At 41.9% G+C, this 22063-nt stretch carries 14 protein-coding genes and 1 pseudogene; 12 read left to right on the top strand and 3 right to left on the bottom strand.

Features of this window, described 5'->3' with window-relative positions:
• The first annotated feature begins 164 nt into the window (after positions 1 to 164).
• From betI to CXF72_RS18940, 8 genes are all read left to right on the top strand, one after another.
• Complete coding sequence (betI, locus tag CXF72_RS18975; RefSeq protein WP_101041364.1) at positions 165 to 761, top strand: transcriptional regulator BetI; 597 nt, start codon at positions 165 to 167, stop codon at positions 759 to 761.
• Positions 761 to 2227 (top strand): betaine-aldehyde dehydrogenase, encoded by a 1467-nt coding sequence (gene betB, locus CXF72_RS18970; RefSeq protein ID WP_101041362.1) that lies wholly within the window; start codon positions 761 to 763, stop codon positions 2225 to 2227. The genes betI and betB overlap by 1 nt, the downstream gene beginning before the upstream one ends.
• A gap of 9 nt (positions 2228 to 2236) precedes the next feature.
• Positions 2237 to 3925 carry a choline dehydrogenase gene (betA, locus tag CXF72_RS18965; RefSeq protein WP_101041360.1) on the top strand — a complete coding sequence of 563 codons (1689 nt, stop codon included), beginning with the start codon at positions 2237 to 2239 and terminating at the stop codon, positions 3923 to 3925.
• A gap of 130 nt (positions 3926 to 4055) precedes the next feature.
• The gene (locus tag CXF72_RS18960) at positions 4056 to 4985 is read left to right on the top strand and encodes a choline ABC transporter substrate-binding protein (protein ID WP_101041358.1); all 930 of its coding nucleotides are present in this window, start codon (positions 4056 to 4058) and stop codon (positions 4983 to 4985) included.
• Positions 4986 to 5306: 321 nt separating this feature from the next.
• A complete protein-coding gene (gene choW, locus CXF72_RS18955; protein ID WP_101041356.1) occupies positions 5307 to 6134 on the top strand; it encodes a choline ABC transporter permease subunit in 828 nt (275 codons plus the stop codon).
• Between the two features lie 18 nt (positions 6135 to 6152).
• Positions 6153 to 7331 (top strand): choline ABC transporter ATP-binding protein, encoded by a 1179-nt coding sequence (gene choV / locus CXF72_RS18950; protein ID WP_101041354.1) that lies wholly within the window; start codon positions 6153 to 6155, stop codon positions 7329 to 7331.
• A 267-nt stretch (positions 7332 to 7598) separates the two neighbouring features.
• Entirely contained in the window at positions 7599 to 8816 is a 1218-nt protein-coding gene (locus CXF72_RS18945; protein WP_101041352.1) for a BCCT family transporter, read from the top strand.
• 167 nt (positions 8817 to 8983) lie between these two features.
• Positions 8984 to 9466, top strand: coding sequence for a MarR family winged helix-turn-helix transcriptional regulator (locus CXF72_RS18940; RefSeq protein ID WP_101041350.1), 483 nt, complete (start codon positions 8984 to 8986; stop codon positions 9464 to 9466).
• 386 nt (positions 9467 to 9852) lie between these two features.
• Here CXF72_RS18940 and CXF72_RS18935 read toward each other — a convergent pair whose 3' ends face one another.
• Positions 9853 to 11106 carry a D-amino acid dehydrogenase gene (locus CXF72_RS18935; RefSeq protein WP_101041348.1) on the bottom strand — a complete coding sequence of 418 codons (1254 nt, stop codon included), beginning with the start codon at positions 11104 to 11106 and terminating at the stop codon, positions 9853 to 9855.
• Positions 11107 to 12316: 1210 nt separating this feature from the next.
• On the opposite strand from CXF72_RS18935, the gene CXF72_RS18925 reads away from it, so the two are divergent.
• The 3 genes and pseudogenes from CXF72_RS18925 to CXF72_RS18915 all read left to right on the top strand — a co-directional run.
• On the top strand, positions 12317 to 13912 hold the full coding sequence (locus CXF72_RS18925; RefSeq protein WP_101041344.1) for an alanine/glycine:cation symporter family protein: 1596 nt from the start codon (positions 12317 to 12319) through the stop codon (positions 13910 to 13912).
• A gap of 144 nt (positions 13913 to 14056) precedes the next feature.
• Positions 14057 to 15184: an alanine racemase gene (gene alr / locus CXF72_RS18920; protein WP_157823299.1), complete on the top strand. Its 1128-nt coding sequence runs from the start codon at positions 14057 to 14059 to the stop codon at positions 15182 to 15184.
• Between the two features lie 582 nt (positions 15185 to 15766).
• Positions 15767 to 16172 (top strand): annotated as a pseudogene (locus CXF72_RS18915) (ISAs1 family transposase); the annotation flags it as partial.
• A gap of 64 nt (positions 16173 to 16236) precedes the next feature.
• Here CXF72_RS18915 and CXF72_RS18910 read toward each other — a convergent pair.
• Complete coding sequence (locus CXF72_RS18910; RefSeq protein WP_101041341.1) at positions 16237 to 17121, bottom strand: alpha/beta fold hydrolase; 885 nt, start codon at positions 17119 to 17121, stop codon at positions 16237 to 16239.
• A 938-nt stretch (positions 17122 to 18059) separates the two neighbouring features.
• Here CXF72_RS18910 and CXF72_RS18905 point away from each other — a divergent pair.
• Positions 18060 to 20768 carry a sensor domain-containing protein gene (locus CXF72_RS18905; RefSeq protein ID WP_101041340.1) on the top strand — a complete coding sequence of 903 codons (2709 nt, stop codon included), beginning with the start codon at positions 18060 to 18062 and terminating at the stop codon, positions 20766 to 20768.
• Positions 20769 to 21063: 295 nt separating this feature from the next.
• On the opposite strand, the gene CXF72_RS18900 is transcribed toward CXF72_RS18905, so the two are convergent.
• Positions 21064 to 21564, bottom strand: coding sequence for a GNAT family N-acetyltransferase (locus CXF72_RS18900; protein ID WP_101041339.1), 501 nt, complete (start codon positions 21562 to 21564; stop codon positions 21064 to 21066).
• Positions 21565 to 22063 lie beyond the last annotated feature (499 nt).

Genomic DNA, 22063 nt, shown 5'->3' with positions numbered 1-22063 from the left:
AAGCAATTTGTTATTCTTTTTTTACGGCGCATCACATTAAATTAACGACTAATCAATTCTAATAACATTTAATTAACACTTGATAGTTAGGGCACGAATCATTAGGATAGCTGTTAATTGAACGTTCAATCAACAATATTTTCAACACCACAGGGAAGCGATATATGCCAAGACCAGTGATGAAAAAGCTAAGGCAACAGCAACTTATCGATGCCACGCTGGTATCTGTCGAACGTCATGGTCTGCAGCACACGACAATTAATACCATCAGTGGATTCGCGGGAATGTCATCGGGCATCATCAGCCATTATTTTGGCGGAAAACAGGGTTTAATAGAAGCAACCCTTAGATATCTTATCGATGAATTAAAGCAGGCATTACTGATCAGGACATCGGGAAAAACACTGTCTCCTGCCGTCAGACTTTCTATGATTGTTGAAGCCAATTTTACCGAGTTACAACGGTCTGAAGCAGTGGCTAAAACATGGTTAAGTTTCTGGGCCCAGGCAATGCATGATCCGGGACTGGCAAGATTTCAACATATCAATAACCAGCGTTTATACAGCAACCTGCTTTTTTCTTTTAAGCAGCTTTTACCCGCAACCGACGCAATGAATGCCGCTAAACAAAGCGCAGCAATGATTGATGGTTTCTGGCTGCGCAGTGCGCTGAGTTCAACACCCGAAGAAGATTTCAAACAAGCCCAAATATTATCTAAAGCCTTTATTAAGGCCCTTATCGCGCAACACGGAGAAAATTAATGTCATCATTAGTCGTTTATCAAAATTATATCCACGGTCAATATATAGCCAATAACACAGGTGAAACATTTGAAGTAATCAATCCCGCGACAGGAAAGGTTAGCTACTTAGTTGAAACAGCTGATCAAGCAGTCCAGCAGGCCGCCATCGAGAGCGCCAAAGCAGGTTTTGCTAAATGGTCAAAAATGACCCCGGTCGAGCGCAGTCGTATTCTGCTTAAGGCCGTGGCGTTATTGCGTGAACACAATGATGAGCTTGCCGAGGGTGAAGTACTTGATACCGGTAAACCATGGCAGGAAGCATCGGTTGTTGATGTCGTGACAGGTACCGATACCATTGAATTTTTTGCAGGTCTTGCCCCGAGCATTGAAGGTAATCAGCAGCAGGTCGGTGATGATTTTTATTACACTCGCCGCGAGCCTCTGGGCATTTGTGCAGGCATAGGTGCATGGAACTATCCTCTGCAGATTGCCTGTTGGAAAGCAGCCCCGGCTTTAGCTTGCGGTAATGTAATGATTTTTAAACCGTCGGAAGAAACACCGCGCGGTGCAATGCGTTTAGCCGAAATATTCACTTTGGCGGGTGTGCCCGATGGTGTGTTTAACGTAGTTCAAGGCGATGGCCGTGTTGGTGCCTGGCTTACCAACCATGAAGATATTGCTAAAATATCATTTACCGGTGAAGTCGGTACTGGCAAAAAAGTAATGGCAGCAGCTGCTAGTTCACTAAAAGCCGTCACCATGGAATTAGGCGGTAAATCACCGTTGATTATTTTTAATGATGCCGATCTCGAAAATGCGGTCTCTGCAGCTATGTTAGGCAATTTCTATACGCAGGGTGAAGTCTGTACAAACGGCACCCGCGTATTTGTGCAGGACGATATTTACCCCCGTTTTATTAAGCGTCTGGTTGAGCGTACAGAGCAAAATATTATCTGCGGCGATCCGATGAATCCTGAGACCAACTTTGGTCCTCTTATTTCCAAGGATCACCAGCAAAAAGTGCTCGACTATATTGCAATAGGTAAAGCCGAAGGCGCTACCCTGCTTACCGGCGGTAAAGCATTACGACCAGAAAATGCACCCGACGGCTATTTTGTTGCGCCAACGATTTTTGCTGACTGCACCGACGAAATGACTTTAACTAAAGAAGAAATATTTGGTCCTGTTATGTCTGTCCTGACCTTCAGTGATGAAGATGAAGTTATTCGCCGTGCAAATGATACCCGTTTAGGATTAGCAGCAGGCCTGTTTACTCAGGATATTACGCGCGCTCACCGAGTGATACATCAGATTGATGCCGGTATTTGCTGGATTAACAGTTTTGGCGCATCTCCCGCTGAAATGCCGGTTGGTGGCTATAAAATGTCCGGTATTGGCCGCGAAAATGGTAGCGAAACACTTAAATCCTATACCCAGATTAAAGCGGTATATATCGGCATGCAGTTACTTGACAGCCCGTTTTAAGGAATAAATATGACTACAGCACAATATGACTACATCATTGTCGGTGCCGGAAGTGCAGGTTGTGTACTTGCAAATCGCTTGTCAGCAGATTCGAAAAATAAAGTACTGTTATTAGAAACTGGCGGCAGCGATAAGAGTATCTTTATTCAAATGCCGACCGCATTATCTATACCGATGAACAGTAAAAAATATGCCTGGCAGTTCGAAACACAAGCCGAACCGTTTTTGGATAATCGCCGCATGCATTGCCCGCGCGGTAAAGTATTAGGCGGTTCTTCATCTATTAACGGCATGGTCTATGTGCGCGGCCATGCACGTGATTTTGACGAGTGGCAGGAGTCTGGCGCTAAAAATTGGGATTATGCTCATTGTCTGCCCTACTTTAAAAAAGCCGAGACCTGGTCCTTTGGCGGTAATGATTATCGCGGAGACACTGGCCCGCTTGCTGTGAATAACGGCAATAACATGAAAAACCCGTTATACCAGGCCTTTGTGGATGCCGGTGTGGATGCCGGTTATTTAGCAACGAAAGATTATAATGCGCAGCAGCAGGAAGGTTTTGGCCCGATGCATATGACGGTTAAAAATGGCGTGCGTTGGTCTACGGCAAATGCCTATTTAAGACCGGCCATGAAGCGCGAAAATCTGACTGTTGTGACGCATGCTCTAGTGCACAAAGTATTGCTTGAAGGTAAAAAAGCCGTTGGAGTGCGTTATGAGGTTAAAGGTCAATTAACCGATACGCGCTGTAATAAAGAAGTTCTGCTTTGTGCAGGCTCAATCGGTTCACCGCATATTCTGCAACTGTCGGGTATTGGTGAAGCCGATACCCTGGCACAAGCCGGTATCGAGCAACATCATGAGCTACCGGGTGTCGGTAAAAACCTGCAGGATCATCTGGAGTTTTACTTTCAATTTAAATGCTTAAAACCGATATCGCTTAACGGTAAAATTGACCCGTTCAACAAATTATTGATTGGGGTACGCTGGTTATTGAATAAATCCGGTTTAGGTGCGACCAATCACTTTGAATCATGTGGCTTTATTCGCTCGAAGGCGAGTTTGGAATGGCCGGATCTTCAGTATCACTTTCTGCCGGCAGCCATGCGCTATGACGGTAAAGAAGCCTTTGCAGGTCATGGTTTCCAGGTTCACGTCGGTCATAATAAACCGAAAAGCCGCGGTGCGGTGAAAATTGTATCAAACGACGCTCATATTGCGCCGCAAATTCAATTTAACTATTTATCACACCAGGATGATATTGAAGCATTTCGTGCTTGTGTTCGTTTAACCCGCGAAATCATCAATCAGCCCGGCTTAGATGAATACCGCGGCGAAGAGATTCAGCCGGGACTTACGGTCCAGACCGATCAGGAAATTGATCAGTTTGTTCGCAGTTCAGTTGAAAGTGCTTATCACCCTTCCTGCTCATGCAAAATGGGTGAGGATGCTATGTCGGTAGTGAACTCGGATACGAAAGTCCACGGCATCGAAGCACTGCGTGTTGTCGATTCATCGATTTTCCCCACCATTCCTAACGGTAATCTGAATTCACCAACCATTATGGTCGCTGAGCGTGCAGCCGATATTATTTTAGGCAAAACACCTATTGCGCCAAGCAACGCTAAGGTCACTGTGGCCGATGACTGGCAGAACAGTCAACGATTACAAGCGCCTAAACGCCAAGTTAAGGTTTAAAATTAATGGGGTGCTCCTTCGCTATAGGAATAAAGCACCCTATTTAAGTCCGGCCGTCGAAGAATAAGCATTTCTTTAGCCGATCTTTTCAATGGTCTTTTATATCGCAAACTAAAAAATAGGAACGATTATGAAACTCAAAAAAATACTCACCATGCTAGCGGCTACCGTCGCGTTGACAGCCAATGCTGCGGATCAATGCGAGACAGTGCGTTTTTCTGATGTAGGTTGGACAGATATTACCTCAACGACCGCTATCACCTCTACCGTGTTAAAAGGAATGGGTTATAAAACGGATACGCAATTGTTGTCTGTACCGGTAACTTATAAATCGATAGAAAATGGCGACATCGACGTGTTTCTCGGCAATTGGATGCCGACCATGGAAAATGATATTAAAGCGTACCGTGAAGCAGGCACCGTGGAAACAATTCACAAAAATCTATCCGGTGCGAAATATACATTAGCGGTACCGCAGTATGTTTATGATGCGGGTGTTACAAGCTTTGCCGATCTTGTTAAGTTTGCGGATAAATTTGATAACGAAATCTACGGCATTGAACCCGGCAATGACGGTAACCGTATCATTCAGGATATGATCGCTAAAAATGCCTTTGGTCTAAAAGACTTTGAAGTCGTCGAGTCCAGCGAAGCGGGTATGTTGTCGCAGGTTAAACGTGCAACACGTCGCAACAACTGGGTCGTCTTTTTAGGTTGGGCACCCCACCCAATGAATGCAAATTTTGATATTGCTTATTTATCGGGCGGCGATGATTTTTTCGGTCCTGATTTTGGCGGAGCAAGTGTGTACACCAATGTTCGTAAAGGTTACACCCAAGCCTGTCCAAATGTTGGCACATTGTTAACCAACCTTACCTTTACCCTGACCGCTGAAAATGAAGTCATGGCTGCTATTTTAAATGAGGGCAAAAAGCCGGAAGACGCGGCAACAGATTGGCTGAAAAATAATCCGTCTGTTTTAAATGCATGGTTGAAAGGTGTTAACACTATCGATGGTAAGCCTGCTTTACCTGCCGTAAAAGCCTATTTAAAGCTTTAAGTGTTTTATACCTATGATACTTCAAGATGCAAAGTCAGCAAAGAAAATGGTGCCGAGATGCTAGGCATAAAATTGAAGGTTAGTTATTCTACATAGAGATTTTATAACAACGCAGATTGGTACAATTTCCTTACCCTACGGAGCGCTAGCTCGAAAACCAGCGCTGCGTTGCACCAATCGGAAAGGGAATAACCATTACCTCATGTTGCATCTTGCTCTGGTCTCCGAGCTTGCGCCTGACAAAGCATCTTGAAGTAACATGGGTATATACCAGGTTGGCAATCGTCAACCTGAATTTTTTTATTAAACGGCGTTGAAAATATGAATTTTATAACAGAGCATAAATTACCTGTCGGTCAGTGGGCCGAGACTATGATGGACGGGCTAATTACCTACTGCGGTGCTTTTTTTGATGCGATTTCCATGGTACTGGACGTCATGATCGAAAGTTTGGTGGATTTTTTATCAATGCTGCCACCCTGGTTATTTATTATTATTGTTGCGGGTTTGATTTTTTGGCAACAGCGTAATAAAGCCGTCACCGCTTTTTTTGTTTTGTCCTTGTTGCTGATTTGGAATCTCGGCTACTGGGAAGAAACCATTGAAACCTTTTCTTTAATTATTTACGCCACCGGATTCTGCGTCTTACTGGGTGTGCCCATTGGCATTGCCGCAGCACATCGTCCTAAGTTGTACCGTTTTATACGGCCGTTGCTCGACTTAATGCAGACGATTCCCCCTTTTGTGTATCTTATTCCGGCGTTAACCTTATTTGGTTTGGGCGTGGTGCCGGGGCTTATTTCGACCATAGTGTTCGCGATAGCAGCGCCTATCAGGCTGACCCACTTAGGTATTTCCCAAGTGCCACTAGAGTTGCTGGAAGCCGGTCGTGCCTTTGGCTGCACTAAGCGCAGCTTGCTTTTAAAAGTTGAAATTCCTGCGGCCATGTCAAGTATTCGAGCGGGCATTACACAATGCATCATGCTCAGTTTATCGATGGTTGTTATCTCAGCCTTAGTCGGCGCCGACGGTTTAGGTAAACCCGTAGTACGGGCACTTAATACGGTCAATATTGCGACGGGTTTTGAAGCTGGACTCGCCATCGTATTAGTTGCCATCATGCTTGACCGCATATTTAAAAGTAAATAAACGACAGGACTTAATAAAATGATTGAATTTAAAAATGTTGATGTTGTTTTTGGCAAGCAACCCGAGCGCGCATTACCGCTAATGGACAATGGCGAAAGTCTACAGGAAATTCAAGAGAAAACCGGCTTAACCGCCGCCGTACGAAATGCCAGTTTAAAAGTGGGCAAAGGCGAAATATGTGTATTGATGGGTCTGTCGGGCTCAGGGAAATCAAGCTTATTACGTACCGCCAATGGCTTGAATCCGGTAACACGCGGCGATGTATTTTTGGAAACCGATCAAGGTGTGCAGAATTTTCACGAACTCAGTGAAGACCAGCGACGTCATGTGCGCATGAACCGCATTTCCATGGTGTTCCAAAAATTTGCCCTGATGCCCTGGTTAACCGTGGCTGAAAATGTTGCTTTTGGGTTAGAGCAAAAGGGCCTGGATAAACGCACGGTTCGCGCCAAATCCATTGAGCAATTAGCGCTGGTAGGCCTGGGCGAATGGGCGGATAAAAAACCCAGTGAGCTTTCCGGTGGTATGCAGCAACGGGTTGGCTTGGCACGCGCCTTTGCCATGGAAACCGATATTATTTTAATGGATGAGCCCTTTTCCGCATTAGACCCGCTTATTAGAAGCGATCTGCAGGATGAATTATTGCGCTTGCAGAAGCAATTAAACAAAACCGTGTTGTTTGTCAGCCACGATTTAGACGAAGCCCTAAAGCTTGGTAATCATATTGCGATCATGAAAGACGGCGTTATTGTGCAGCACGATACCCCGGAAAACATTGTGATGAATCCTGCGGACGATTATGTAGAAGCCTTTGTCGCGCATACCAATCCTATCGATGTGGTTAACGCGCAGGCGCTAATGCGCCCCTTGAATGACTTCCAGGAACAACAAAGTGAAATCTGCCTTAGTGAACGTGATGATTGCTGGTTGTATCAAGGTGATAGCATTGCAAGCAGCTCGATTCGTTACGGTGATATAAAAGTACCCTTAGCGCTGTGGCGCGATGGTGATACCGACGACGTTAATAAAAAGCGTGCGTTAGTCGTGCCGCTGGAAACGCGAATGCAAACCGTTATGGCGCTTAGATACCATTCCGGACACGGCGTATTAGTCGAGCAAGACGGTAAATTAATGGGTCATGTTGGCGACCGGGAGATTTACCATGCCATGCTTGGCAAGCTTATTGGCGATAAATAGGCTGGATTGATTATCGTTACGAAGGCAACCAGGGGCCACATTTTGCGGTCCTTTTATTCGCCTTCTGATATTAATCAGAATAACGTTGATGAAAAATTAAAGGTACATGGCCAGCCTAAGAAAAACAGATAAATGGCCTACTTAGCCGCGTTCAATTTTTCAGGGTTTAACTATCGTTAGCACGATACTTAAGGCTTGAGGACGCAAATAAAACATAAAAAAGGAGTTAACTATGTTTGTTAACAATATCCATTCGGGAGTCAAATAATGGCTACTTGGTTATCAATAGGCATTTTATTTACCTTTGCCGCCATTGCGTTTGTTATTTATCGTTGGGGTAATATGAAGTGTATCGGTGTCACCCCCGTGCGCAAGTTTACCTTTATCGCTATTCTCTTTACCTCGGGTTTAGATGTCGGATTAATCATGTTCCCGCTAACCGAATTTGCAGGTTATGCGGATTTGGTGAGCAGCCCTGAATATGGTTTCAGTAATCCTTTAGCCATTGAGTTTGGTTTTTGGGCTTTCCTTATCTGGGCATTCTACTTTTTAACCTGTTTCTACTTTTGTGTTATTGAACCAAGAGTTAAGTTTTTCGAAATTCCGTTAATTAAATTTATTAATAATGTCGTCATTATTGGTACCTGTGCCTTTACTGCCTACTTGTTATTGATCAATCTGCCCTGGTATTTACCTGATTTAGGTAACGGTGAAAGCATTGTCGGCAGTTTTTACTTAATTGTATTTCTGGTGATTGCCGCGGCTGTCTATTCCAGTACCAATATTCGTTACGTCAGAATTTTAAGTTTGGCCAGTACCTGGTTATTTTTAGCCTTAATCGCATTAATGTGGGCAGGTGCCTTTTTATCCGATAACGGAAGTGTTGGTGAGTTCTTTACCACCTTCGCTTTATTAGGTGATTACTTCGCCAATCTGCACAACTTTGTATTGCCGATTAATGATTACCATGAATTTTACTTATTCTGGTGGTTTGCCTGGAGCATTATGATTGGTCAATTTACCGCACGTTTTGTCAGCGGAATGAGAACCTATCAGGTATTACTGGCGATGATGGTATTCCCGTCTATCCCAATTGCAATCTGGTTTTCCGTGCTTTATTACTACAGCGTTAACGCCATTCCAACCGTCGGCTTATATAATCTGGCGATGGTGATCGTGGGGGTGACATTTGTGATCAACTCACTGGATTCACTGGTTCGGCTCTATACGGACAACTTAAATCTGACCGTGCAGCGTTTTGGTAAAGCGCGTTATATTATCGGTAACATTACGCTAATAAGCGGACTGACACTGTTGTTCAAATTAGACTTTTTACAAATCCAGTGGGTTGGCGCATTGGCAATAGCATTAATTTTAGGGTGCTTCGCTTATATTCTGAATAATCACTCCCGTACGGTTGCCGATATTGAGCGTTCTCCAATAGAAAACAAAATCGACTTTACTAAGATTGAACTTGCAAATTGATCATAAAATCGGAGCTTTCGGTGTAACAAACCCTTAACATATAAGTACCTTTTGTAAAAAAGCAGAATCGCCCTTTGGTTATAATAAGGACATTCTGCTTTTTTTTATTTTACGCATGAGTCTGATGGAAATTTCTGTTATGGTGCGCTTAAAATAATGAGGGAACTATGGAAAAATACGAACAGCTATTAATTTCATTACGCAGAGTAATCAGATCGATCAGCATACATTCTAGAAAACTGCATAAAGAGACTGGATTAACCGTGCCGCAATTAATGGTAATGCGCAAAATAGCGCAACTTGACCAGCCGCTTGCAAAGCAGATTGCCAAAGAAATCACGGTCAGCGCAGCCACTGTAACCACTATTCTTGATAGGCTTGAAAGCCGTCATTTAATTATTAGAACACGCAGTAAAACCGATAAACGTAAAGTGCATTTATCCCTGAGTGAAGTGGGCCAAACATTATTAAACGACCTGCCAAAACCACTTCAGGAGCATTTTATTAAGCGCTATAAAAATCTTGAAGAGTGGGAGCAAAGCCAGTTACTTTCGGCTGTAGAACGTATTGCGTCAATGATGGACGCAGCCGAAATCGATGCTGCCCCGGTATTACTGGTAGGAAAAATTCAAGACGATCAGTCTTTGTGATCAATTCAACCTCTTTATGCTGCGGGTAATTCTGCAACCTCACCGCTAATAGATATTTTCTTAATGCCTGTTTAGGCAAGTTGTTTAAACGCGGATCAAGTTAAAAATGATTTAATTTATTCAAGAAAAAAACTGGACGGCCTGTCCTTTTTTATTCTTTCAACTCTAAATCACCATTATTTTATGCACCGAACTCCCCCGCCATTCCCACGTTGTTTTATCGGGAAGTGACAAATGTATCAGGAACAAATTTGAACGCTGGAATTGACGACAACGGCCTGAAAGGCGTAGGGCAGGACGCCCTGAGTCATTGACGACAGTTCATTGTCATCAATGGGCTCAGGGCGTCCTGTCCTGCTTATCTTTGAGATCGACCTATAGTCAAACTACTTATAACGCTTAGCTGACAATGCCTCGGAATCAATCTCAGTTTTGCTGCCCGCTATGATATCGGCAATAACAGCCCCGGAACCACAACTCATTGTCCAGCCCAGGGTGCCATGACCGGTATTAAGATATAAACCATCAATCCCACTGGCACCGACAACCGGCGTACCATCGGGTGTCATAGGGCGTAAACCCGTCCAATAATCCGCCAAAGACAAATCACATCCCTGACCAAATAAGTCACCCACTACGTGACTAATAGTGTCGGTTCTAGACTTAGGCAAATCCAGATTATAACCGGCCAACTCGGCTGTACCTGCAGCACGAATACGGTCACCTAAGCGTGTGACAGCGACCTTATAGGTTTCATCCATTACCGTTGACAGCGGTGCATATTTTTCATTAGAAATAGGGATAGTTAATGAATAACCTTTCACGGGATAAACCGGAATATCAATATCACAGGCCTTAAGCAGCTCTTTTGAATAACTCCCCAGACACACCAGTACCTTATCAAAGGCTTGCACACCAAACTGAGTTTCAACGCCTTTAATCTTATTTGCTTGAACATCCAAAGATTTAATATCGGAGTTAAATTGAAAAGTCACGCCCAAATTTTCGCATTTCTCTTTAAGAGACTGACAAAATAAGTAACAATCTCCTGTTTCATCCCCGGTCAGGCGCAACCCCCCCTTGAACTTATCAATCACAGGGGCAAGTCCAGGCTCCACCTGCGCGATTTGTTCCGGGCTTAATACCTGATGAGGTACACCTAACGCCTTGAGTACTTTAATGTCTTTTTCTGAGGCTTCCACCTGCTCATCTTTGCGAAATAACTGCAACGTACCAGACTGACCATCTTGATATGAAATACCAATTTCTTTTCTTAAGGCAATAAATTGATCGCGGCTGTATTCGGCAAGGGCCATCATTCTGGATTTATTTATATTGTAATCATCACCATTGCACTGTCCCAACATCTTCGCCATCCATAAAAGCTTTTTCATTTCAGGCTCAGGACTCAGTCTAAGCGGACTATGCTTTTGCATTAACCACTTAACCGCTTTAAAAGGGATACCTGGCGCCGCCCAAGGCGCAGAATAGCCGGGTGAAATTTGTCCTGCATTAGCAAAACTGGTTTCCAAAGCAACACCGGGCTGACGATCAATCACTGTCACCTGAAAACCTTTTTTCGCTAAATAGTAAGCGGAAGTAAGACCAATAACACCCGCACCTAATACACAAACTTGCATCGCAACCTCTCAAATCAAATTAAATTAAAGTCATATGGCCTATAATCTCACACAATATGCAGTTTTATCATCTTATTTATTAGTCATGAAAAGCATTTAAAACTACAAAATGGTCATTTTAAAGTTTTTAATATAGTTTGTGATTATTTTTCATTTCCCGACAGCCGATAGATTGAAATAAGTCACAAATACGATATCAGGCAAAATCAATATTTCCCCAAGCACTCACACGGCTTAAGATCGTGAATATTCCGTTAAAGAACGCTTCGGAAAACAGCAAGTAATCCCCTTATCAGAAGGCAATCGAATTTTTGGGGGACAGTCCAATTCGGCCGCTCTATCATATATTTAGATCAACAAACACAGATAGATATTCCGATCAACCACCAAAGTTACATCAACCACACAAAGTGCAATAAATAGTATTATAAACTGCACTTGTATTTATTTGCAGCATTATAATCTAAAAAATCTATTTTAATCAGGAAATTAGAGTCAAAAAAACCATTTAAAATCACTTATAATTCCCCCCACAAACACGCAGCAATAACAAATAAGCAACAAACTATTAACAAGCAAACAGTTTATTGCTAACAATAAATAACAAGGAAATTATTATGCTTATCGGTGTACATAAAAAGATTAAAAATCATGAACATTCTTTTGCCATGATTCCAGTGAGCATGAACTAATGCAGAATCCCCATGATCTTATTGCTGAAAAGAATGCCGGTATGGGGATTGGTTTTATAGTTGTCAATATTATATTACAGCTGGTGCAGACATTGAAAATGAGGTGATTCACTGCCCTGTGGCATAAGCCTTATTTTTGAGGATAATAAAGATTATTTACAAGTACAAAAAAAGGTATAAAAAACAATAAAATTAGTTACTTACAGTAGATGTCAATATTATAAAAAGGCATTATAAAGATCTGCGCTGGCGTTTATTAATTTAAATGTTTAATAGCAGTCATCAGGCTTAACAAAGTTTAACAAGGCATTTTTTATGCCTAAAGGTAAGAAGTTCAAAAAGATCAAGAAGAAGAACAGAGCAGCATATCTATCAATAAATTTATATTGTTGGAAGGAATGCCAGGAAGAATTTCGTCACAGCTTATTTGTGCTGTTAGTAAAATATGTGCAAGCGTTACTGACAATTTTATTTCTTCTTGGCATTTATACACCCAGTCATTTTCCAAGGAAAGTACAATGAAGATTAAAAAATTAATATTTTCACTCGTTATATTTATAACAACCCTGATCCAAAGCCAAGCTGCATTCGCAGATGAAAGCATTGGTACAACCATTAATGATACTTTTGCAAGTGCAACGGGCTGGTTTGTGAGCCTTATTTTTGCACCTATTCCGGGTACCAGTTTTCCCTGGATCGTCACTTGGCTGGTCATTGCGGCCGTTGTTTTTACCTTATACTTTAGATTTATTCAATTTCGTGCCCTCAGACATACGATTGATTTAATTAAGGGAGACTATTCCGATCCCAAAAATCCAGGTGAAGTGACCCACTTTCAGGCGTTAACAACCGCCCTTTCGGGTACCGTTGGCCTCGGTAATATAGCAGGTGTCGCTGTCGCCTTAAGTATTGGCGGACCGGGGGCGACATTCTGGATGGTGCTTGCGGGACTGTTAGGCATGGCGTCTAAATTTACCGAATGTACGCTAGGTGTAAAATACCGTAAGATAAATGCTGATGGCAGTATTTCCGGTGGCCCAATGCATTATATCTCTAAAGGTTTTGCTGAAAGAGGCATTCCCGGAGGCAAAATAATGGCCAGTATTTTTGCTATATTTTGTGTACTGAGTTCATTTGGGGCAGGCAATATGTTCCAGGCAAACCAGGCTCATGCTCAAATAAGCACTATTACCGGTGCATATCCAGGCTGGATCACCGGCGTTGTCTTTGCTGTTATTATTTTTGCAGTGATTGTTGGCGGCATAAAATCTATCGCTAAGGTCAGTGAAAAAGTGGTTCCTTTTATGGCCATTCTTTATGTTGCGGCGGCATTGATTATTTTAGGCGCAAATGCGGATCAAATTGGTTGGGCATTTACTCAAATTTTCGAGGGTGCTTTTACTGAAGTTGGTTTGGCAGGCGGGATTGTTGGAGCATTAATTCAAGGTTTCAAACGTGCTGCATTTTCTAACGAAGCGGGCGTCGGCTCGGCGCCTATCGCGCACTCTGCGGTAAAAACTAATGAGCCAATTACTGAAGGCCTGGTTTCACTGCTTGAACCTTTTATCGATACCGTCGTTATCTGTACTATGACAGCATTGGTTATTATTATTTCCGGTCAATTACTGATTGATGCTAATACCGGCCTTTATTTATTAGGTGAAAATGGGCAGATTCTGACCGCTTCCGGCGCTTCCGGCGTTGCCTTAACATCGGTTGCCTTTGGTCAAACGGCTAGCTGGTTCCCCTACGTGCTTGCGGTAGCTGTTGTCCTATTTGCATTTTCAACCATGCTTAGCTGGTCATACTACGGACTGAAAGCATGGACCTATTTATTTGGTGAGAGCAAAAAGACAGAAATGAGCTATAAAATTTTGTATTGTTGCTTAATTATAGTGGGTGCTGCAGCAAGCTTAGGCGCTGTGATTGACTTTTCTGATGCCGCTATGTTTGCTATGGCGATCATCAATATTATTGGCTTATATTTCTTAATGCCGGTAGTAAAAAGAGAATTAAACTCTTATATGTCACGCCTAAAATCAGGAAAAATAAAGAAATTTGTTGAGGAAGAAGACGACGCTGATATAGCCCTGCCTGCTGAGGATAAAATTTAGCTCAACAGCCGGGTAAATTTAATCGTTTATTAATCAATTTGTTATATTTAATGCGGGCCATCGGGCTCGCATTTTCACCCCTCTCAAAAAAGACAGGGAAGCTAAACTTTTTTTATTATGATCTAAATGGGAGCTATCAGGACTGTGAATTATAAAAACACGCATTTAACCAAAGCCATTATACATCTCGACCACCTGACTCATAATATGGAGGTGCTGCAAAAAAAGGCCGGTAAACGGCCACTTTTCCCCGCTATTAAGGCGAATGCCTACGGTCATGATGCAGAGATTATTGCAAAGCATCTGCTCAGTCTGGGCTACACTACTCTGTGTACCGCACATCTAAGTGAGGCTGCGGAGCTTGTCGAAAAAGGGATTAACGCTACATTTATCATCCTGTCACCAACGCTTGCTGAAAACAGCGACTATCTCCTTGACTATGACTTTCAACCGATAGTTTGTAGCCAGATGCAGTTACAGGCACTTGCCCAGGCAGCAAAAAGAAGAGAAAAACAGATAACAATACACATCAAAGTAGACACAGGAATGGGCCGCATGGGTGTCAGACCCGACCAGATACTGACCTTTCTTGATGAGTGTAAATCGCAACCTGAAATCATTATTGGTGGAATCTGTAGTCATTTTCCCCGCGCTGATGAAAACGATTTGTCATTTTCAAAGACACAGATCAATACCTTCACTGCACTCAAGAAGGAGACCCAAGCCTATAATATTCCGCTGTATCATATTGCCAATAGTGCTGCCCTGTTTGCGTTAGAAGAAGCACACCTTGATGCCATTCGTCCAGGTATATCAATGTATGGTCTAAAGCCATCTGTCTCTATGGCGGCTCCAGAATTAAACGAACTCAAGCCGGTAATGTCCCTTGTAAGCCGAATAACGCTGCTCAAGGAAGTCGTTCAAGATACCGGAATCAGTTATGGCCACCTGCATTGCACCGATAAACCGTCTCTTATTGCCACTATCCCCGTTGGATATGGTGATGGTTTGAGCAGGACGCTGAGCAACAGAATTGACGTTTTAATTGGTAACGAGCGCTGCAGGCAGATTGGAAATATCTGTATGGACCAGTGCATGATTGATGTGACACACCTTCGGGGTGAAGTCTCAATCGGTGACGAAGTTGTTATTATCGGAACCCAGGGCAGTGAAACCATTACAGCTGATGATCTCGCAAAAAAACAGCACACTGTAAATTATGAGATAGTCACGGCGATCTCCAGTCGAGTGCCAAGAATAGTTGCTCAATGACAGCTCTCAGTAATCTCTTATCTCAACATCGTGTCATTTTTCTTAATCCATTGAGCAAGGTCAGTTCAGACGGATAAGCAATCCTTTTTTGCAGGCGTATTCGCAGCTTTATGATGCTCTAATAATATACAACAGAGTAAAGCTGCATTATGCATGCGCTAAAGAAAGCTTGTAATATCCATTTAAATTAACAGTTGAAGGGTTTATGCCTTTTTACAAGGTGATCATTTAATTATTTTTTAGCCTTCTGTTAGTAGGCTCTATTCTATGCGCCGCAAAAAGCGGCAATCGGGGCTGAAGCGCCCCCTACTGCCCAAAGCCTTACCATAATACAATGCAGTGATGCATAAAATTCAACCTCTTTTTTCGACATTGGTAAACTAAGTTGTTTAAAACTTCTAACTCTTCAAACCTTCAAACCTTCAAACCTTCAAACCTTCCAACCTTCCAGCCTTCAAACCTTCAAACCTTCAAACCTTCAAACCTTCAAACCTTCCAACCTTCCAGCCTTCCAACCTTCCAACCTTCCAGCCTTCAAAGCTTCAAAGCTAGAGGCTTGGTGGTATAAGACTCAGCGAGAAGGTTGATAAAGGCTGGTTAGGCAAAGAGTATCGCTGGTCTGGTTTAAAAAGTATCGTCAAAGTAAGCTCAGAAGAACATGAAAAATCGACGGGTAAAGATACAACAGAACCACGTTGGTATATCTCCTCATTGGATTTAAATGCAGCGCAAACACTTCATGACGTCCGTAGTCACTGGCAAGTAGAAAGCATGCACTGGGTACTTGATATGATATTTAGAGAAGATGAATCTCGTATCCGGAAAAAAACGTGGTCCCCTCGCTTTTAATGTCATGCGAAAAATAGCAATGGCTCTGTTTAAACAAGATGATACAAAATCAGTCAGTATTGCACATAAAAAGAAGATGGCAGGACTGGATGATGATTACCGTTCAACCCTGCTAGAATCGGGGATTAAAATGCGCTAGCCGTGCCCCCTAGGAGCAGGCGCGGTATATATTCTGGTAGGACAGTAAAAATGTGCTAAGGCGCTTATTTGGGATGGTCAAAAAATCGCATAAGTTCTGCACATACTGCCAATGGCGCCTCTTCTGCCAAAAAATGTCCACACTGCAAACTCTTCCCTTGTACATTTAAGGCATGTTCCCGCCACACGCCGAGCACATCATAATTACGTTCAATAAATCCCTCTGCTCCCCATAGAACCAGCAGAGGAGACTTAATCTTCTGACTCATGTCTTGTTGGTCGTGCTTTAAGTCAATACTTGCAGCAGCACGGTAATCTTCACAGGAAGCATGAATTGTTTCTGCGCTGCTAAAACAGCGTATATATTCATCAACGGCTTGTTTTTTGAATACCGCGCCTGAAGCACTCCATCTTTTTAGACTTTCACCCAAATAGTAAGCAGGATCAGCGCCAATCATACGTTCAGGAAGATTGTCCGGTTGTATAAGAAAATACCAGTGGTAGTAACTGGTCGCAAATTGCTGGTCAGTCGTTTTAAACATATGATGCGTGGGAACAATATCCATCACGCAGGCTTTGTTGATTTTTTCAGGATAGTCTAATGCCATACGGTGGACAACTCGAGCGCCACGGTCATGACCCGCGACAAAGAATTCACTGTACCCCAAGCTTGCCATCACCTCGACCATATCTTTAGCCATCTCGCGCTTGGAATAGGTGGCGTGATCGGCACTGCCAAAGGGTTTTGAACTATCCCCATATCCGCGAAGATCCGGACAAATCAGATGAAAATTTTGCATAAGATGCGGCGCAACCTCGTGCCACATAACATGAGTTTGCGGGTAACCATGTAGAAGCAATAAAGGCGCGCCGGATCCTCCCTGCAGCACATTGATTTGTGCGCCGGCAGTCTTCACTGTTGTCTTGGTAAATTGATCTTCAAATATCATTTTTTATCCTTAAAAAGCGGGCTTGACCTTTAAATTTTGGATTGACACTGCGGGTACTTTTACCCTTTTTATGCCGCAATCGAACATCTTTGTTAATAGTGGTTTTAATCTTAAAACAATAAGGGTGAAAGAATAAACAACTTTGAAGGGATTTGTGCACAAATGTGCATTATATCTTTTCAACGGTAAGGTTTTTTCACGAAAATTTTTAAAGTTAAATAAACCACCAGCTTCTTACTGCGCATTTTTGTAAAACCGTCTTTTCAGCGGCAACGCTGTCTGCGGATATTTGAAGTGTGGCGGCCTGGAACAAGACCAACTAATGAGTGGAATTAGTATAATCAGTCATTAGAAATAATTTTATTTATACTTTATAGGCTTGTTGACAAGCCATTTCACACACTGAAATACGGGAGCATAAGTTTAGCCTGTACCGCTAAGTGCTTAGCCAATAATTTTATATATTAGAAAATTCAACCAGCAGCTAAGATCGCAACGGTTGACTGTGACTTTGTATATGAAAAAACAAAGTATGTACCTTCCAAAGGGAATGTAATAACTCAGGATATGGTTACTGTGTCTCAATTTAGTAGTGAGCACATAGATCAAGTACATCCTCTCAGATAGAGTGCTTATGGGGGTATTACTGATACTGCCGGTATTTAGCCTGAACCAGCGAGCAGTCAAACTGGCTGCCGTATAGTGGTTAGCTGACAAATTTGATAATTCATTATTCAAAGCGCACTATGATTGTAATATTCCTGAAAATAGACTCGCAGGAGACATAAAAGTCCATTGTGACTATGCAAATGGCTTAAACAGAGCAATTTATTAACGAATCGGCTATGAATCAACACACTCGAACCCGAGTGACCGATACATCCATGACGATAAAGCATACGTTACTAAGGTAGCATTTGTATGTAAGGGGGTTATTTTTGTCTAATTCCATTAAAAATCTATTGTATCTTGGTGACAATATTGCCCTTGTTGATACATTGCTTAACTCATTTTTTACGGGTAAAAAAACAGATAACTATCACTTTTTTCATTTAGTGAGTGCCGCGCAACTCGAGCTGACTTTATCGGAAAATAATTTTAGCCACTTCATATCAGAACTCCCCCTTAATACAGATATAAAAAATAAAATTAAAACTAATTTTCCCTTGTTGAATACCACCTATCTGAATACAGGTGACGGAACTAAAGAGACAGAGTTATCCCTTAGTATTGAAAATATTTTTACTGACGAGTTTAAAGCCGTCTTAGAGTCTCTTAGTATTCCTATCTACTTTAAAAATAAACAAGCGCAATATTTAGCCTGTAATCGCCATTTTTCCGAGCTGTTAGGTCTCACTCCCGCGCAAGTAATAGGAAAAACATTAGCAGATCTATCTGACTCTCCTTTAAAAGATGAGATCGAAAAGGTAGATCGGCAAACCCTTATTGATTATCAAGATGGTTTGCATGAATATAAATGGACTAATAAAGCCGGTGAAGAGCATGATCTTATCATTCATAAAGAGTTCACCGCTGACGGAAAAATACAAAGCGGACTTATTTTTGATATTACAGAGCTCAACAAGTCAAAATATTTATTAGAAAAACAGCAAACCATGTTGCGCGCAACAGCAGATATTTCTCCGGACATGATCTCTTATAAAGATTTAAAAAGCCAGATATTAGGCTGTAATAGACCATTTGAGAAATTTGTGGGTGTTTTGGAAAAGGAGATTTTGGGTAAAACAGTATATGATTTTTCCCCCTTAGAGCAAGCAATAGCGTCTATAGAGCAAGACCAAAAGGTTATAAAAAATAACAACGTCAATGTACAGGAAGTTGTTTCCACCGATTACGATGGCGAACGTCATTTGCTCAATATGAAAAAAATACCTGTGCAGGATAAACAGGGAGATCTACAAGGGTTAATTTCTGTTAGCCGGGATATAAGCGAACAGCGAAAGGAGCAGAAACGATCTGAGATTGCGGATGCTGTATTTGAAAATAGTAAAGAGAGTCTGATCGTTACCGACGGGGACAGCAGGATAATTTCAGCCAATGGCAATGCTTGTATTGTTTTTGGCTATAGTAAAAAGCAATTGTTAGCGCAAAAGATCAATTTATTAGTTTCAGCTACCCATGATCGTTCATATTATAAAAACATTGAGCAGATTTTAGAAACAGACGGTTCCTGGCAGGGAGATATCACCTATCGCACTCAACTTGGTGATGTTTGTCACGCCTGGTTAGAGGCCTATGAGATCCGGCACACGCAGGAAAACAGGGTTGAACGAGTCTATTCTTATACCGATTTAACGCACTTTCAAGTAACAGATAAAAAAATCAGCTTTTTATCTGAACAAGATCCCTTAACGGGATTACATAATCGAATCTCCCTGTTTAGGCGATTGGAAGATAGGTTAACACGTGCTAATTATCAGCACAGCGCAGTGGCGGTCATTTTAGTTGATATTGATGATTTTAAAGCGATTGATGATAAGTATGGATACAATGGCGGCAATCAGGTTTTAAAGGAGATTGCTAAGCGTCTAAAAAACTGTATTTATGGAAAAGATACTCTGGGACGTTTTGTTAAGGACCAATTTATTATTATCATTGACGAATTAGCCAGTGAACACGATGCAGCTAAGGTCGCATATAAAATAGCAGAGCAGTTTAGCAGCACATTTATGATCGAAAACGTGTACAAAAATCTTACCGCGAGTATCGGTATCAGTCTTTCCCCCGATGACGGGATTGAGGTTGGGCCCCTATTTTTGAATGCTGAAACAGCAATGCTGCGTGGAAAAAAAGACAAAAACACAGTATACAATTTTTATACCCCTGGCTTGACGCTCGGTTTGAATAAAGAGTTTGAATTAGAAAAAGAGTTAAAACAGGCCTTCTCATTAGATCAGTTCAGTTTGTATTACCAGCCGGAATACGATCTTAATAAACAGCAAATCGTTGCGCTGCAAGGTTTACTGCGTTGGCATCACCCGAAACGTGGAATATTACCGCCTGAGCGCTTTTTGAGTGTGGCGGAAGGGAGTCATTTACTAATACCCATTGGTTGGAAAATGATCCGTAAAGCCTGCTTACAAGCGTTTTCCTGGGAACAATCGCAGATTAAATTTGGCCGGATTGCCATTGATCTATTCCAAATACAATTATCACAAATTAGCTTCATTGCGGAACTGCAAACTATTTTAAAAGAAACGGGCTGTTCAACCGGGCAGCTTGAATTTCTAGTTGATAAAGCGATTATTCGCCACGCCTCAGCAGATATTCTGTCCAATCTGGATAATATTAATAAGATGGGGATTACATTGACAGTGACGAATTTTGGCTTGGACGCTAATGTTATCGATTTAATTAATCGTCTGGGCGTTGTAAATCTAAAAAGATCAGACCCGCAGATTAAAAATGGTTCAGGAACATTAGCGAATAACGCACAATTAAAATCCGCTAATGTTATTGCGAGCAGCTTAGGTATTAATATCGTTAGTGATGCGCTAGACAATACCGAACAGAAGGAATTTTCAAACTCTTATCGATTCGACTCCGGACAAGAACACTTTATTCATAAAAAAGTAATGAGCGCCTCTGAAACGACCTTTTACCTGCGTTGTAATAAACACAAATAATCATTTTTTTGAAAGCAATGCGTTGAAATCAGCTTTCTCGTAATAAAGGTTTGACCGTTATAGTACGCGAGCATGGTGCCCCTTATTTATACAGGGCTAAATAAATTCTGTTTAATGCCCGCTTTGCATAGGCTGAAAGGAAAAGTGGTTTGATTAGGTGTTGCTGATCGCCAGCCTACATTGCATCACCCAGGTTTATTAACAACCGGTTCCCATAAGAACGCCCCTATCCCCCCCTCGGAATAGAGGCAAGTTTTCGCGCGTCCTACGCGTCCTAATTGACGCGCTTATTAGCTTATCCTAACAGCAAAGACATTCGTTCACTGCGTACTTTTAGACCCGAGGGGAAAACGACATCGCGACCAAAGCCGTTATAAATAAAACCCAATGATTCATAGAGTTTTTTGGCTGGCTTATTAGATTCGTAAACCTCCAGTATTAACTTTGAATAACCGTATCTTTTACTATCGGCAATAAGCATTTTTAACAGAGTGCGTCCGATACCCTGACCGCGCAGACTCTGCTTTACATGCGCGCCAACCACGCCAATTCGCGCACTATTTTTCTCTTTAAGCCCGCACATATCCCCAGGAAATGCTTCAGCACTAGCAACTAATTCATTTTCAACAATAGCCACAAACTGCGGGATTTTATGCGCTGCAACTTTTTGTAAAACCGGGCCTATTCCACCGGCAGGCGGAGGCGGGCTGCTTAAATATTTACCTTCCTTAAAAACGCCATCCCATAGGGCTACAAAGCCACCCAAATCTGAATACTTTATTCTGCGAATTTCCATGTTTCCTCAAGAGCATAAGGCTTAAATTTCTAATTATACCAATTCCACTTATTAAGTGATCTGTTTATGCACAGGAAAACGCATGAAAGCAAGGTATTGATTGCAGTAACTAATTATTCTAATGACAAAAAATCGTAAAGAACGATTTTGAACCGCTTTAGCTTGCCACGTAGTAGAGAATAACAGGATGTTATGAATCAAATGAATAACAAAGACTAAAACGACGTTTTATGTCTAGCTAGCATGTATTTTAACCTGCATAAACGAACAGAAAATGAATGGATTTAGTATTAGGTGATTGTAACTCAATAATTTTACAGTACCAACAAAGACTAAAGGTTAAAATAACTACCACCTCTAAAGAAAACAGTGTGTTTTTTAGTCATAATCTAGCACTAAATTAGCTAACGGCTTCCAAAGTAAACAGTGTATTTTTTGAGTCACAATCTGGCACTAAATTAACTAACGGCTGTAAAAAAATTCACGCGTTAAAAACCTT

The sequence above is a fragment of the Psychromonas sp. MB-3u-54 genome (genome assembly GCF_002836415.1).
GTDB lineage: Bacteria > Pseudomonadota > Gammaproteobacteria > Enterobacterales > Psychromonadaceae > Psychromonas.
This window is presented reverse-complemented; position numbering and strand designations above follow the sequence as displayed.